This window comes from Psychrobacter sp. CX16 (assembly GCF_057396245.1).
The window spans coordinates 135,593-151,030 of the sequence record NZ_JBXYJF010000003.1; the positions used below are offsets into that span (position 1 = coordinate 135,593).

Genomic DNA, 15,438 nt, shown 5'->3' on the forward strand with positions numbered 1-15,438 from the left:
GTTAATTTAGTAATTAAAGACTCTTTCAATACTCTTAAGTGATAAGATTTACGCTATAGATCAATCTGATGACGCACATTTTGTGAGATATTAGAATGGTCTTAAGCGTAAATTTTATTTGTATATGGCTTTTATTTTGATGACGCTCAGCAGAGATTAACTGATATAGATTATGGAAAATAGACTGATCAACCCGTTAGAGCGTGTCGATGATACGGTAGATTCTAATATCCGTCCATCCACCTTGGCTGAGTATATTGGTCAGCCTGTGGTGCGTGAACAGATGGAAGTTTTTATCGAAGCGGCACGCCGACGTAATGAGTCGTTAGACCATACGTTAATCTTTGGGCCACCAGGTTTGGGTAAAACCACACTCGCAAATATTATTGCACGCGAGATGGGTGGTAACCTTCGCTCAACCTCGGGGCCTGTACTTGAGCGAGCTGGGGATTTGGCAGCCATGCTGACTAATCTTGAAGAAGGGGATGTGCTCTTTATTGACGAGATACATCGCCTAAGCCCAGTGATTGAAGAGATACTTTATCCAGCAATGGAAGATTTCCAGCTTGATATTATGATTGGTGAAGGTCCGGCAGCACGTTCTATTAAGCTTGACTTGCCCAACTTCACTTTGGTAGCTGCAACTACTCGAGCAGGTCTATTAACCTCTCCTTTGAGGGACCGCTTTGGTATCGTTCAGCGCTTAGAGTTTTATAATATTGAGGATTTGACAACCATTGTTACCCGTTCAGCGCGATTGATGAATGTGGTTATGACGCCCGAGGGCGCGGTAGAGGTTGCCAGACGCTCACGTGGTACGCCGCGTATTGCCAACCGTTTACTTCGCCGAGTGCGCGATTATGCTGAGGTGAAGTCAAATGGTGAGGTCACTGGTGATATTGCTGACAGTGCGCTAGATATGCTGGCAGTCGATAGACGAGGACTTGATCATTTAGACCGTCGTTATCTTGAGATGCTACATGCCCGTTTTGATGGTGGACCTGCAGGCGTTGAGGCTATTGCTGCTGCTATGGCAGAGGATAGAGGGACATTAGAGGATGTGATTGAACCTTATCTTATTCAACAAGGTTACGTGCTACGTACAGCACGTGGTCGAGTCTTAACTCAAATAGCCATCGATCAGTTATAAGTGCGGCCTATATAACTCTTTAAGTATAAAAAAGCGCAAATCCTAGGATTTGCGCTTTTTTATATTGAGTTGTTTAATCTATGTTAATTGGCTAATCCATACTAAATCATAGTCTAATTCATCTAGACTACCTGACAGTAAGGGTAGTTAGAATTATCCTAATGCACATTAGCCTCTGTCGCATTAGAAGTCGCTACCATCTGGGTCGATTGTGTAGGAGATTCAATACTTTGAGCTTTCTTATAATGGTATTTACCCACAGCCATTAACGACAGCGTACCGATGACCACAACCAATAAGATAAGCACTGGGTTTTTCCAGAAAGGCTGGGTTGTTGGTTTCATAGTTGTCGAACTTGTCTTAGACTTAGGCGCTATTTTTGTCTCAGGATTATTGTCCATAAACCCAAAGCTTACCAATGGTCTTGATGGCGGCTGAACAGGTTCAGGCGCAATTTTTAGACGGTTGCGGCTTAGATAAATATCTGAAATCTTGGCTAACTGTAGTAACCAGCGCTGATAAGGCAAGGTCACATCGTCAATAGAACAAAAAGTAAGAACGTCACTATTATTGGCCTTATCGACAATTAGCTGATCGCTGTCCACCATGCTAGGCTCAATCACATCACTATTAGGCACACGTCCGATAACTTTGGCGTAGTGCGGCATTTGTACAGACTCGCTAGGGACTTTCACTGCAGGTAACTTGCAGCGTGTTAAGTCGTGCCACCGCATATCAAAGTCAGGTGCCTTGTATATACTACTATTACAGGACTCATTGTCATTAACACGGCTTTGAGGGTCACGTGATAGTCTTAAAAACTGAGATTGCTGATGCAGCCACTGGTCTATCTCATTGGCATCTAAATGAGCAAAATCAACTAAAATAGCCAATTCACGTAAGCACAATAAGGTCAGTGCACCAAGCAAAGGACGAACCTTATTGGTCGGCAAGCTTGCCAACTGAGCGAGACGCTGACACACAGCTTTTTGAATGTCAGTGGTGACAAATAAGGTTTCAGACATGCTTTGGCCGTGCTGCATGGCCGTCTTCATGGTTTGTGAGTTGAACGCATTATGTTTGCGCAACTCTTTTATCTGGCTGCGGCACAGTAATTTTTTGATTACGGCATTAGGTCCCTCTACTTGATTATAAGCAAGGAGCGCACTGGTTATGGCTTGAATGCCATTTTCAATTAGGATTCTAGCTTGTGGCAGGGAGATATTACCAAAGTCCGCTACCACAGCATCGATAGGCTGAGTATCCTCAAAAAGAAAGTCATAAATTGACACGCGAGTTGGTAAAAGAGCTGTCATAAAGTCTACTAGTTTGCAGGATTTGAAGATATCATAAGGGCGATTAACTCTATATACAACCCTAATGCATCTATATTATTGGTAATAAGTAGGATTTATATATTCCATAGTTAACTAAGGTGATTCATTTATGTCCATGTTGCAACAATCCTCTCAATCTTTAGATAGTCGAGTGAATAAGTTTATTGTGGTCAATATTGCTGATCAGACGTTATCTCTCTATGTCATTGATTCAGCCCAATCTATGTTACTAAATTGTCAATCACAAGCAGTGGATAAGCAAGTAGCCAGTCGTGAGCTAACCGGCTCTAGGTTAGAGTTATCTAGTCTTAATCAGGATAATCTTATTCGCACTTTTAGTGTGTCTACTGCCAAAAATGGCATTGGTAGCTTGGAGGGTACAGGGTGCACACCATTAGGTCATCATATTATCGCAGATAAAATAGGTGGTAATGAGGTTGAGGGCAGTGTATTTGTTGGGCGAATGCCAACAGGGGAGGTCTATAGTCAAAAGCTTGCAGAGGATAACCCAGACAGAGATTGGATATTAAGCCGTATACTTTGGTTAAAAGGGTGCGAGCCGGGCATTAATCTGGGCTCAAACGAGCAGGGGTGTTGTGATACTTATCGGCGTTATATTTACATCCATGGTACGCCAGATACAGAACCAATGGGTACGCCGTACTCTCATGGCTGCGTGCGTATGCGTAACAGCGATATCATTTGGTTATATGAACAGGTGGCAGAGGGCACGCCTGTTCATATTATTGCCGAATAGTCTATAAGCCACTTATCATTTTTGTTGAAATAACTTCTGTTATAAGGACAATAAGTGGCTTTTTAGATTAGAGCTAACTGACTACCAAAATACAGGCGCAGCGCTGACTTCTTTCAGGCATTCTGCACATTCCTGACTGGCATGTGCCTCTTGTGCGGTAAAGTAGCCAACCGCAAACCAAGCATTAGGGTCTTTTTGCGCTTTTTCTGCATAGAAGATATGCCCAACGATATTATCATTGTATTCACCCAACACTTCTTGGGCAGGCTCTAAGTATTTTAAGAAGGATTTGGTCTGCTTCTTTTTATACATAGGGCGCACAAACTCAGACACATAACGTAAGCTCTTTAAACGTTTACGTACATCATGCTGCTCATCTATGGTTAATTCAGCAAAGTGATTGCTAGCTTTACTAATCTTCTTATATAGTTTTTTCAAGATAACCGTAGTGGCTTCTTTAGCAGAGGTTTTATTGCTAACTTTGTCGTCTTTTGCACGGCTCATCGTATATTCAATAAGCTCTAACAAAGTTAGCTGGAAATCATTGGCGCGTACGGCATCAATTGGCATCACCGCTAAATTTTCACGTTCGCTTGACCAATCCACAAAGGGAGCCCCAACCGCTTCGAGCATAGGTTGAGTCTTCGTTTGTAGCAGTTCTCTATCTCGGAACTCACCTAATAAGCTAAAAGTTTGCTTTAAGATAGGCATCCATTCTGGGTTAATCTCTGATGAGAAATCGCCGAAGAACTTCAATGCGGTACGTAAGCGGCGAATGCCAACACGTAACTGATGCACATGAGTTCCATCTTGACTACCGGCAGCGATGGCGCTGGCATTAGGTAGAATTTGAATCATGCAGTTATGTACCACAGCACGAATAAATTGAGGCTGGCTCATCTTGTCATTGACAGATAATTGTTTTAGGTCTGCTTTGGTGGCATCGGCAAACTCTTTGTCTTCTAGTAATAAGCCGCCGCGCTCTGCTTTGGTCACAGTCGATATGCAAAGCTGATAGCGTTTACACCAAGTCTTAGCGATTTCAAATAGATAGCTGACCTCGCCCTCTACCAATTCAAACTCAATTTCATGAATCGGCTGAGTGATTTGGCTATCTTCACCATGGACCACTTTACCTTCATCGTACGCTACTTCAATGACGTTACTGTCTTTTTTGATAAGACGGGTGGTGCGCTCAATATCAGTCACATATTGGCGGGTTAAGGCATTACCTTCTTCATCTTCTTTATTAGCAGTCAGCTTATTAATGGCTTTGGCTGTCTTCGTATCCTCATAGAGTGATAAATCAGGATATAGGTTGTCTTGCTCTAAGGCGGTCGCAATTTGATCATCGTCTAATTTGTTATTTTGCTCGCCACGAGAGGCCATACCATCGCCATTCGACTTTAAAGTTTGCACCCAAATATCGCCTTCTTTACGGATACGTAATGCCATACCTGAATTGGCAAGAGCATTGGTTGGCGTATCGAAGTAATGAGCGGCTAGCTGTGAGGTAATCGATGATTTAATTTTTGCCTGACGCATTAGGGCATCAACTTTGTAGTCAGGCACTAAAAATTTCAGTTCTATCTCTTGCATGGCGTATCCTTGAGTCTTTAATAAAGAGTGGGGCGTAAGGGATTATTGTCGTTATAAACACTAAAATAGACCGTAAAATGAATGGTCTATACAATTAGTCAATATCCTAGGATAAGTGATTAACAATAACAAGCGAATTAACATGACATATTGATGACAGTGCACTGTTATTAAGTTAATTTCAATGAGTAATTAACTTAAATATGAAAAAATGCCTTACCAATGGAATGACAATACGCTAAGCTAATACTATCTTAAGATAGGCTTAAACATCATTAAAGGCTGATTGTGTGAAAATCATAATTAATCTCTCTTCTTTGCTCTTTATAGGTTGTAAATTTCTGCCATGACTCATAATAAATCTTTAGCTTCAGATGCTCTTATTGATAGTAATCAACATAATAATCTGTATTTTGCACCGTCTCTTTATAAGCAAGCCACTAAAGCAGCACTAACCTCGGTTGTTCTTGCCAGCATTGTCCTGTTGAGTGGGTGTAGTCAAGCAGAAAAAGAGGATTACGCATCAGAGGATAGTTATGAAGTCACTCAGGAAGCAGGCTCTAGTGGGGATTCTTTAGATGCTGCTCAATTAAACGAAAAGAATCTATCGGTAGAAAATTTAGGGAGTGATACTGAGGCACAATTAGGCAGTGAAGCGGCAGATATCCGAATTGCTGGCAAGCAGCTGATGATTTCAGCCTCTGCAGATTTTGAAGTCGATGATGTGGTCAAAACTAGGAATACCATTGAAACCTTGACTATGCAACAAGGCGGATACGTTGCTCAAAGTAGCATTGCCAATAATCAAATAGACAGACAGACTTTTGTGCAAGGTGATAAAGACATTACACTGATTACCTATGCGCTCCATGCCAATATGATTGTGCGTGTGCCAAGCTCGAAGGTCAGCGACTTTTTACGTCAAGTACAAAAACAGGTGAAGTTTTTAAATCAGCAGCAATTTAGTGCTCAAGATGTCACGCTAGACTTGTATCGCGAGAAGCTATCGGCAGAGCTAAATGGTGAGATGGCAAGTGAGCTCAATAAAGAGCGACTCAATAGCGATAATGAGAAAGAGCAGGCGGGTAATGTAGATGCTATTTCGGCCACTTATTCTGCACGTCAGCGTGAACAATATGCACAGCTTGAGCGCATGGCAATTGCTGATAAAGTCAAATATAGTGTTTTGGAGTTAAATTTCTCGCAGCCTAACAGCGTCTATAAACAGATTACCCCTAATCTTGAAAGTCTCATTCAGGCTGATCAGCCGACCTTTGCACAACAAGCTAAACAGTCGTTCGTGGCAGGTTGGGAGATTATCAAATCGGTGGTGCTGGGTATTATAATGCTGTGGTGGCTATGGCTGATATTATTAGTTGCTTATGGCCTATACCGCGTGTTTAGAAGGGCTATGATTAAGTTTTACAAGGATGATAAGGGTTCTGATGATCATACATCACAATAGCTCTAATCTTTAGAACTGACCATTTGTCCTAAGTTTTCTCTTATAGTCTTATAAATCTTCAATAGAGGGCTAAGCTTATTTATAGTCAGCCAACTACTAAACGATTGCGACGTTAACCTTGCTAAACCTACACTTGTCGTACTTACACTCGATGTCTTATAAACATTTTAGACTTCTCTAACTTTAGAATATAGAGTCATTAAAAGTTAATAATATTAAACATAAAAAAGTCGCTCTAACCGAAGTTAGAGCGACTTTTTGTTCAATGAAGAACTAAGAGTCTTTTATAAAGAGTTCTTAGAACTGGTTCATTGTGTTTTTCTCGCCGCCAGCTTTAAGTGCATTATCACCAGAGAAAATCTCTTTGTGATCATCACCTAAGTCTGAACCAGCCATTGCTTGGTGCTTAACGCAAGCGATACCTTCACGGATCTCTTTACGTTGTACGCCAGCTGCATAAGCAAGCATACCGTCTTCACCGAAGTAGCCTTTAGCAAGTTCATGAACGCTAAGAGCAGTTGTGTGGTAAGTAGGTAGCGTGATTAAGTGATGGAATACACCGGCTTCACGAGACGCATCTTTCTGGAAGTCCTTCGCAGCTTGGTCAGCAGCAGCATCAAGTTCAGTACCGTCATAATCAGCACTCATCAAGTTGTTCTTATCGTATGCTGAGATGTCTTTGCCTTCTTCTTCCCATTTAGCGATAACTTGCTTACGGAAGTTAAGCGTCCAGTTGAACGATGGGCTGTTGTTGTATACAAGCTTCGCTTTAGGCTCTTGCTCTTTAATACGGTCAACCATCATTTTGATATGTTCAACGTCTGGCGTTGGTGTTTCAATCCATAGTAAGTCTGCACCATTTTGAAGAGCTGTAACACAGTCAAGTACAACACGGTCAATGTTAGTACCTTCACGGAACTGATATAGACCGTTTGCTAGACGAACTGGGCGAACTAATTTACCGTCACGCTTCAATAATACATCGTTCTCTTTTGCATCAGCGATGTCGATTTCTTCAACGTCAATGAAGTCGATGTACTGAGAAGCAAGATCGCCTGGCTCTTCAGATACTGGGATCTTCTGAGTTAATGATGCGCCTTCAGAGTCAGTACGTGCAACGATAACACCATCGTCAACGCCTAGCTCTAAGAATGCATAACGGATAGCGTTAAGCTTAGAGATGAAGTCTTCATGAGGAACCGTTACTTTACCCGCTTGGTGACCACACTGTTTTGCATCAGATACTTGGTTTTCGATTTGGATAGCACAAGCACCAGCCTCGATCATTGCTTTAGTTAGCAAGTAAGTTGCTTCTTCGTTACCGAAACCTGCGTCGATGTCAGCGATGATTGGCACAACATGTGAATCAAAGTTTTCGATTTTAGCTTCGATTTCTGAAGTATCTTGACCTGCTTCTTTAGCAGCGTTAAGCTCGCGGAAGTAGTCATTTAATACTTTAGCATCTGCTTGACGTAAGAAAGTGTAGATTTCTTCGATAAGAGCAGGTACAGTTGTTTTTTCGTGCATTGATTGGTCAGGTAAAGGACCTAGCTCAGAGCGTAGTGCCGCTACCATCCAACCTGATAGGTAGATGTAAGTTTTTGAAGTAGTACCAAAGTATTTTTTCTTAGCATACATTGTTTGTTGAGCAACAAAACCATGCCATGCACCTAGAGACTGAGTGTACTTAGAGGTGTCTGCATCATACTCTTCCATATCTTTACGCATGATAGCAGCAGTGTATTTAGCGATATCAAGACCAGTTTTGAAACGGTTTTGAACCATCATACGTGCAGCATCAGATTCGCTGATGTTCTGCCAGTTGCCATGCTTTGCTTTGATTTCACGGATATGGTCAATAGCTGATTTATAAGTTGACATCAATTGTCTCCTGATTGGGGATGGATTAGGTGAAATAAATACTGCTTACTACTAGCTATATTTTAACTAGTAAATAAGACCGTTTTATTTAACTCACTTTCAAATACGAGATTGATACTAATAAATTATCAGCAAATCTCGGAATATGATTGTAAAACTTGTAAATGTTTGTTTCTAAAGTAAATCTTTATATCGAAGTTTAACGGAAATATAGATTATTTAAATAATAGTATTAAATCACTATGCCCTTAGAACTTGGTAAACACTATAACTACATTACTAGAATTTATCTAGTTTATGACGGTTATCTTGGGTATTTATTTAAATTATAGTACAATGGTAATAACGGATAGAGGGTCATTTAGGGCATAGAAATAGACACTTAAATAAGACGTAAATTATAAATTATGATTTGACTTTACACCTTTAATGAATGTCAATCAAATTTATCTGGTTGCTAGTAATCCCTTGGTCAAACCTTTTATCGAATCACTTAATTCTTATTCATTGGATTAAACAAATATAGATTATTAGAGAGCTTTATGAATTTACAACGGGTCGATTTAAACTTACTGGTTAATCTAGATGTTTTATTGCGTGAAAAGAATGTCACGCGTGCCGCTGAGCAATTGGGTATTACCCAGCCAGCCATGAGTAATATTTTACGCCGATTGCGTAAGCTGTTTAATGACCCTTTATTGGTTCGCTCATCAGAGGGTATGACGCCAACAGAGCGGGCATTAGAATTACAACCAAGAGTACGGGAAATCCTAGCGGAGCTTACTCAGCTGCTTGAGCCACGTACGGAGTTTCGTCCTTATAGCACGTCACGAGTGTTCCGTATTATGACCTCAGATTACGCTGAGGCAACCTTGGTTCCGCGCTTAGTAAAAGCGCTGCGCTCTGAAGCCCCGAACGTTATTTTGGATTTCTTAACCCCGTCAGATGTGTCCTACCGTGACATGGAGCAGGGGCGAGTTGACTTAGCAATCAACCGCTTTAATGAGATTCCGCAAAGCTTTCACCAAGTATTGGTATGGCGTGATACGTTTAGCTGTCTGTTGTCAGCAGACAGCCCGTATGCGCACCGTTTTAACCTCAAGAACTATCTAAAAGCACAACATGTTTGGGTATCCAAAACCGGTATGGGTGTAGGCTTTGGGGTTAATCCGGATAAATCAGGCGGTCTAGGGTCTATTGACCAAGCATTACAACGTTTGGGTCAAAAGCGTCAAATTAGTGTCTTTACCCGTCATTATCAGATGCCAGCAATGCTCGCTGCGAACAAGGATTTAATTGCCACTTTGCCGACTCGAGTAGCACGTATGCAAGCGACCAATGACAGCATTGTCTTAAAAGAGCCACCGTTCTTTATACCAGAGTTTGAGCTAACGATGGCATGGTCGCCATTGTTACAGCATCATCCAGCACACAGATGGCTACGTCAATTAATCATGCATGTAGCGCGCCAGGTGGTCGCTGATGAAGAAATCAATGAAGACGAGATTCCGATGATAAGCCATTTATTTTAGTGACTTATTATATGCCCTAATAGGCACTAATAGATTATATGCCTTAATAGACACCAATAGGCACTGAAAACGTGCTCTGTATACTTATATTATATTAGCTGTGATTAAGCTCTTTACAGAGCCCGAAATAAATTAGGGAAATTAATACATTACCTACAGTTGATTACAGCTCATTAAATGACATTATCAGCCTAGCTGTTATTCTTATAAATGTAACAGGTAAGTAAATAGTTATCAATAACAAGGTTTGCACATAAAAATATATAGTCGAATTATCATAATAAGAATAACAAGAGTCACGATGGTAATTTAGAGGGACGTTATATTTACCTTCTATTGATGCCAATAAAAATAGCGTCATCAGTTTATGGCTACCTTGTCTGTAGCTACCTTCTCAATTAAATACGTTAAAAATAAGGATAATAATCATGGCAGATATTACAACAGTAAACCCATATACCAATGAAGACATCAAATCTTATGATTATATGCCTCAGGACGAAGTTGATCAGATTATTAATGAATGTCATGAAGCGTTTTTAGATTGGCGGTTGAAATCATTAGATGAGCGTGCAAAAGTGATTAATTCTATTGGTGAGTCACTAATGAAGCACAAAGAAGAGCTTGCTGAAGTGATGACCAGAGAACGTGGTAAAACTTATCAACAAAGCTTGCAAGAAGTAGATATTTGTAAAGGTATTTGTGACTTTACGGCTCAAACAGGTCCTGATCACTTAGCGGATGATATCCGTGAAGTAGAAGGTATGGATAAGGGTATCGTTACTTATCAGCCTATCGGTATCATTTATGGTATTCAGCCTTGGAACTATCCTGCATACCAAGTATTCCGCTACACCATTGCCAACTTAATGGCAGGTAATGCTATTTTGTTAAAGCATGCGTCAAACGTGACAGAATCAGGTCAAGTTATTGAAAAAATCTTGCATGACTCTGACTTACCTAACGCACTATTCCGCGCACTAATCATTAACCATGATCAGTCAGAGAAAATCATCAATAATGACAAAGTACGCGGCGTTACTTTAACGGGTAGTGATGGTGCAGGTAAAATTGTTGCTCAGCAAGCAGCTAAAGTACTGAAGAAGACAGTGATGGAGCTTGGTTCAAATGACGCGTTCATCGTATTAGATGATGCTGATTTAGATCTTACTGTTAAGACGTGTGCTTATGCACGTTTATATAACAATGGTGAGACCTGTGTGGCCGCTAAACGCTTTGTGGTTGTCGACAGCGTTTATGATGAGTTCCGTGAGAAGCTGATTAAAGAGTTTGAATCATACAAAATAGGCGATCCAATGGATAACTCAACTGATCTTGGTCCCTTATCAATGAAGCAGCAAGTCGAGACAATCGAGAAACAAGTGAAAGAAAGTGTCGACAAAGGTGCTAAGAAAACTGTTTGTGGTCAAGTTCCTGAAGGTTCAACAGGTAACTTTTTCCCACCAACTATTCTAGAGAATGTAGAGCCAGGTCAGCCTGCCTATGATGACGAGCTATTTGGCCCAGCAGTTGCGCTAATTCGTGCAAAAGATACAGACGATGCTATGCGTATTGCAAACGATAGCCGTTATGGTCTTGGTGGCGGTATCTTCACTAAAGATGAAGACAAAGCTATCGAATTGGCTACGAAGTACTTTGATACCGGTATGGTGAATATTAATGGTTACGGTCTAGTAAATCCACTGTTGCCATTTGGAGGCGTTAAAAACTCTGGTTATGGTCGTGAGCATGGCGGCTCTGGTATGAAAGAGTTTGTGAATGAGAAAACATTGTTTGTGATTAACAAAGCACCTGTTTAATCATTCGGTCTAGCTTTATAGATTTTTAATAGATTTATATTCTTGACGGTAAAGCCCTCGATACACGTTATCGGGGGCTTTTTTATGCGATATATTAGGGCCTGTATAGAATTCATTTACGGAACTGACATAGACTACTTTTTAGTCATCTCGACGCATAAAATAGTAAGCTCAGTTGTTCTAAGCGTCTATTTTAGGCTAAGAGAGGGCAGAAAATAGTCCTGTCCTGCAAGGCTGATGCTAAAATCGCCCTAGATGTCGTTGTAAATCTAGCTAAGGTCTAGACATTATCGTCGATTGACGCCTAATCTAGAAAGCTGCTTTGATAAATTGGTAGCTATCGGCAGTCCTAATAAATGAATTCTATACAGGCCCTTATCTCTTGTCTATCGCTCAGTGTAAGTAGGAATGATTTCCCCTTCCTTAGAGTTGGCATCAGCGAATTAAGTTCAACTCCTAGCCCTAATTTTGCTAGAATCTTAACAACCATCATTTAACGCATTATAAAGAATGATTATTAGCCAAACTGAGAATAGCGGTAATGAGTAATCTAATCAAAAAAACAGCTTATGTGAGTCGTAATTTACTCAGTACCCTGCGAAATTATATTTTAGTGATTCTAATATTGTTAGGATGGCAGCTTTGTGTGCAGTTTGAGCTCATTCCAGACTATCTATTACCTTCGCCCTTGCAGATTGCATGGGCGTTTGTAGAAGACTTTCCATTGTTGATGGAGCATGCCAAATATACATTGGCAACGGCCTTTATCGGCACCACAATCGGTCTAATTATTAGCTTTGTTTTGTCGATTTGTATGGATTTATTTAAAACGGTAAAAGAGCTGGTTTATCCGGTTATTCTGCTTAATCAAACCATTCCAACCATTGCGATTGCACCGCTGCTTATTATTTGGCTTGGCTACGGTATAACGCCCAAAGTTGTGCTGGTGATATTAGCGGTCTTCTTTCCGATTACTATTGCCTTGATTGATGGTTATCAATCGGTCAGTCGTGAACATCTTAATCTGTTCAAATCGATGCAAGCTTCTAAGTATCAGTTGTATCGCCATCTTAAGATTCCCTCTGCGATGGGCTCTTTTTTTACCGGACTGAAAGTAGCATTGTCTTATGCGCTTATTTCCGCCGTGATTGCAGAATGGTTAGGCGGCTATCATGGGCTAGGGGTCTATATGACTCGAGTTCGTAAGTCCTATGATTTGGACAGTATGTTTGCGGTCATTTTTCTGATTAGCTTTTTGACTGTGCTTCTCATTGGCCTAGTAAAATGGCTTGAGAAACGGGTACTTAAGCATAACTTTTTATAGATTTTTCTGTTTTTTCTTCATTTATTAAGGTGGTTTACTGTGTCATTTATCTCTTTTAATTCTTTTAATCGGCAAAAGCAAAGTCGTACTTATATAGGTATGGCTGTGTTACTGGCTGTTATTGCACTGCTTGCCCTTAGTGCCTGTCAGCCCAAATCAGACACTAAAACCGCAAAAAATGGCGAGCCGCTTACGGAGTTTGTTATTTCACTAGATTGGGTGCCCAATACCAATCACACCGGTCTGTATGTGGCACAAGATAAAGGTTATTTTACAGAACAGGGTCTGGATGTGAAAATTGTCCAGCCAAGCGAAGACAGTGCATCAACGTTAGTGGCTAATAAGCGTGCTGATTTCGGGATATATTTTCAGCCAAATATGGTGAAGCGTCTCGAAAAGGATGTTCCTATAACTGCAGTGGCCGCAATTCTTCAACACAATACATCAGGATTGTTAGCATTAAAATCGTTAGGGGCGCAGTCACCTAAGGACTTAAATGGTAAGCGTTATTCAACATGGGAAGACCCAATCGATGATGCGACAGTAGCGCATATTGTGGGTAATGACTTGGTGAAAATCCCAGGCGAAGCCACCGATGCGAGCGTAGCACTACGTATGAATCAGTTTGATTACATTTTGGCCTTTTATGGTTGGGATGGCATACATGCTGACCTTCAAGGGGTGGACACCGATTTTTTCTATCTGAAAGATTACGAGCCCGCTTTTGATTACTATTCGCCAGTGATTATTGCCAATAATGATCTGTTAGCCAATAAACCAGAGTTGGCCAAAAAGGCATTGGCTGCTATCAAACAAGGCTATACCTATGCCGCTAAGCACCCAGAAGAAAGTGCAGAAATCTTAGTTAAATATGCCCCTGAGACCAATAAAGAGCTTGCAATAGCCAGCCAAAAATATGTTTCTTCGTACTACTTAGATGATGATGGAGAGTGGGGTAAATTTGATTATGACCGCTGGGACAGATTCTTTGATTGGGTATATCAAAATGGGCTGATTGATAAGCCGCTAGAACCGCAGGCAGGTGTGAGTAATGACTATCTATAAGTACACTCATATAAAGCTTATTCGCCCTATTAAAGAGCTGCGTTGATTATGGAAAATGTATTGGTATTAGAAGGCATTACCCATGCCTTTGAACAAAAGCCGATATTTGAAGACTTGAAAATGACCGTCGCCAAAAATGACGTCGTTAGTATCGTGGGTGCGAGCGGAGTGGGTAAGACCACCTTGTTTAATATCGCTGCCGGTCTGCTTGTGCCCAGTAGCGGCAAAGTATTTATCAACGGCAAAGAGACCACGGGGCAGGCAGGCACGGTTGGCTATATGCTACAAAAAGACTTACTGCTGCCGTTTAAAACCGTTTTTGATAACATTGCATTGCCCTTGACTCTAAAGGGATACAGTAAAGCGAAGATTGCAAATATTGTCAATCCGCAACTGGTGTACTTTGGTTTAGAAGGACTAGAACATCAATACCCGCAAACCTTATCAGGCGGGCAGCGTCAAAGAGCAGCCTTGTTGCGTACTTATCTAAGTGACAACCCGATTATGCTGTTGGATGAGCCATTTTCTGCGTTAGATTTTGTGACCAAAGACGAGATGTATCATTGGTTTAGTAAACTGCAAAAACGCTTAGAGCTGACTTGTCTGATTATTACTCATGATATTGACGAGGCAATCTATTTATCTGATTATCTATATGTCTTAAAAGGTGCACCCGCTCAATTTACTGAGAAGTTTGCGATTCCCAAAACAGAGGGCTTTTTGGACAGCCAAGAGTATTTGGCGTTAAAGAAGCAGATATTGGTAGCGATTCAGGCCTAAGCGACTTATGTATAACTCATTCTAAGGAAGCAGTCATGTTTGGGGTTGAAAACTACTGGGGATTTATTGCTGCCTGCGTGCTGTTAAATCTAAAACCTGGTACAGACACGTTATACATTATTATGCGCAGTATTGCGCAAGGTAGGGAAGCAGGACTACTTTCTGCTTTAGGGATTATTTCAGGGATTTTGGTACATACGGTGCTGGCTGCTTTAGGATTATCTGTGCTGTTATCCAATTATCCTCTGGCGTTTATGACTGTAAAATACATCGGTGCACTGTATTTATGTTATCTGGGTATTAAAATGCTAATAACCAAGCAAACCGCACTTGTGGCAGAGAGTTTGGATGCTAATATTAGCCCTACAGCGCGTAATAAAGCGTTAAGCTCTGTGCAAATTTATAAGCAAGGGGTGTTGACCAATGTGTTTAACCCAAAAGTCGCTCTGTTTTTTCTTGCCTTTTTTCCGCAGTTTATTGATTCAACTTACGCGAATGGTATGGTATCGTTTTTGATGTTGGGACTGACATTTGCGGCCACTAGTTTGATTTGGTGTCTCAGTGTCTTACTAATGGCCTCTGTCTTTAGCAGTAAGCTTAGAGCCAATCCAGCCATCGAAACGTTGCTTAACAAAATCAGCGGTATAGTGTTTATTGGCTTGGGCTTTAAATTAATGACAGCCAAGCCTTAAATTGGCTAATATAAACAAGAAAGCCCAAGTCTTAGA

General features: G+C 40.9%; 12 protein-coding genes. 9 read left to right on the forward strand and 3 right to left on the reverse strand.

The features are described from left to right. The first annotated feature begins 172 nt into the window (after positions 1-172). Positions 173-1,150: a Holliday junction branch migration DNA helicase RuvB gene (gene ruvB, locus AC2SLM_RS02125; protein ID WP_486543638.1), complete on the forward strand. Its 978-nt coding sequence runs from the start codon at positions 173-175 to the stop codon at positions 1,148-1,150. Between the two features lie 158 nt (positions 1,151-1,308). On the opposite strand, the gene AC2SLM_RS02130 is transcribed toward ruvB, so the two are convergent. Beyond that, a complete protein-coding gene (locus AC2SLM_RS02130; protein WP_486551697.1) occupies positions 1,309-2,466 on the reverse strand; it encodes a hypothetical protein in 1,158 nt (385 codons plus the stop codon). A gap of 136 nt (positions 2,467-2,602) precedes the next feature. On the opposite strand from AC2SLM_RS02130, the gene AC2SLM_RS02135 reads away from it, so the two are divergent. Continuing rightward, entirely contained in the window at positions 2,603-3,244 is a 642-nt protein-coding gene (locus AC2SLM_RS02135; protein WP_486551732.1) for a L,D-transpeptidase family protein, read from the forward strand. An 81-nt stretch (positions 3,245-3,325) separates the two neighbouring features. Here the strand turns inward: AC2SLM_RS02135 and AC2SLM_RS02140 are convergent, their stop codons facing one another. Then, positions 3,326-4,843 (reverse strand): CYTH and CHAD domain-containing protein, encoded by a 1,518-nt coding sequence (locus AC2SLM_RS02140; RefSeq protein ID WP_486551698.1) that lies wholly within the window; start codon positions 4,841-4,843, stop codon positions 3,326-3,328. A 346-nt stretch (positions 4,844-5,189) separates the two neighbouring features. Here AC2SLM_RS02140 and AC2SLM_RS02145 point away from each other — a divergent pair, with 346 nt between their 5' ends. Further along, positions 5,190-6,308 carry a DUF4349 domain-containing protein gene (locus AC2SLM_RS02145; RefSeq protein ID WP_486551700.1) on the forward strand — a complete coding sequence of 373 codons (1,119 nt, stop codon included), beginning with the start codon at positions 5,190-5,192 and terminating at the stop codon, positions 6,306-6,308. A 297-nt stretch (positions 6,309-6,605) separates the two neighbouring features. Here AC2SLM_RS02145 and AC2SLM_RS02150 read toward each other — a convergent pair whose 3' ends face one another. After that, complete coding sequence (locus AC2SLM_RS02150; protein ID WP_486541403.1) at positions 6,606-8,189, reverse strand: isocitrate lyase; 1,584 nt, start codon at positions 8,187-8,189, stop codon at positions 6,606-6,608. A gap of 542 nt (positions 8,190-8,731) precedes the next feature. Here AC2SLM_RS02150 and AC2SLM_RS02155 point away from each other — a divergent pair. The 6 genes from AC2SLM_RS02155 (at position 8,732) to AC2SLM_RS02180 (ending at position 15,402) form a co-directional block, all read left to right on the forward strand. Then, complete coding sequence (locus AC2SLM_RS02155; RefSeq protein WP_486541401.1) at positions 8,732-9,721, forward strand: LysR family transcriptional regulator; 990 nt, start codon at positions 8,732-8,734, stop codon at positions 9,719-9,721. Positions 9,722-10,149: 428 nt separating this feature from the next. Then, complete coding sequence (locus AC2SLM_RS02160) at positions 10,150-11,541, forward strand: NAD-dependent succinate-semialdehyde dehydrogenase (protein ID WP_486551701.1); 1,392 nt, start codon at positions 10,150-10,152, stop codon at positions 11,539-11,541. Positions 11,542-12,187: 646 nt separating this feature from the next. Beyond that, positions 12,188-12,865, forward strand: a complete 678-nt coding sequence (locus tag AC2SLM_RS02165) for an ABC transporter permease (RefSeq protein WP_486551703.1) — start codon at positions 12,188-12,190, stop codon at positions 12,863-12,865. Between the two features lie 99 nt (positions 12,866-12,964). Further along, a complete protein-coding gene (locus AC2SLM_RS02170; RefSeq protein ID WP_486551733.1) occupies positions 12,965-13,930 on the forward strand; it encodes an ABC transporter substrate-binding protein in 966 nt (321 codons plus the stop codon). 48 nt (positions 13,931-13,978) lie between these two features. Further along, entirely contained in the window at positions 13,979-14,710 is a 732-nt protein-coding gene (locus tag AC2SLM_RS02175) for an ABC transporter ATP-binding protein (protein ID WP_486551705.1), read from the forward strand. 35 nt (positions 14,711-14,745) lie between these two features. Beyond that, on the forward strand, positions 14,746-15,402 hold the full coding sequence (locus AC2SLM_RS02180; RefSeq protein ID WP_486551707.1) for a LysE family translocator: 657 nt from the start codon (positions 14,746-14,748) through the stop codon (positions 15,400-15,402). The last annotated feature ends 36 nt before the right edge of the window (positions 15,403-15,438 follow it).

Excerpts from the sequence above, each read along its gene's own strand:
- AC2SLM_RS02150 (WP_486541403.1), bottom strand. The coding sequence starts at position 8,189 with ATGTCAACTTATAAATCAGCTATTGACCATATCCGTGAAATCAAAGCA.
- ruvB (WP_486543638.1), top strand. The coding sequence starts at position 173 with ATGGAAAATAGACTGATCAACCCGTTAGAGCGTGTCGATGATACGGTA.
- AC2SLM_RS02180 (WP_486551707.1), top strand. The coding sequence starts at position 14,746 with ATGTTTGGGGTTGAAAACTACTGGGGATTTATTGCTGCCTGCGTGCTG.
- AC2SLM_RS02130 (WP_486551697.1), bottom strand. The coding sequence starts at position 2,466 with ATGACAGCTCTTTTACCAACTCGCGTGTCAATTTATGACTTTCTTTTT.
- AC2SLM_RS02135 (WP_486551732.1), top strand. The coding sequence starts at position 2,603 with ATGTTGCAACAATCCTCTCAATCTTTAGATAGTCGAGTGAATAAGTTT.
- AC2SLM_RS02145 (WP_486551700.1), top strand. The coding sequence starts at position 5,190 with ATGACTCATAATAAATCTTTAGCTTCAGATGCTCTTATTGATAGTAAT.
- AC2SLM_RS02170 (WP_486551733.1), top strand. The coding sequence starts at position 12,965 with ATGGCTGTGTTACTGGCTGTTATTGCACTGCTTGCCCTTAGTGCCTGT.
- AC2SLM_RS02160 (WP_486551701.1), top strand. The coding sequence starts at position 10,150 with ATGGCAGATATTACAACAGTAAACCCATATACCAATGAAGACATCAAA.
- AC2SLM_RS02175 (WP_486551705.1), top strand. The coding sequence starts at position 13,979 with ATGGAAAATGTATTGGTATTAGAAGGCATTACCCATGCCTTTGAACAA.
- AC2SLM_RS02155 (WP_486541401.1), top strand. The coding sequence starts at position 8,732 with ATGAATTTACAACGGGTCGATTTAAACTTACTGGTTAATCTAGATGTT.
- AC2SLM_RS02140 (WP_486551698.1), bottom strand. The coding sequence starts at position 4,843 with ATGCAAGAGATAGAACTGAAATTTTTAGTGCCTGACTACAAAGTTGAT.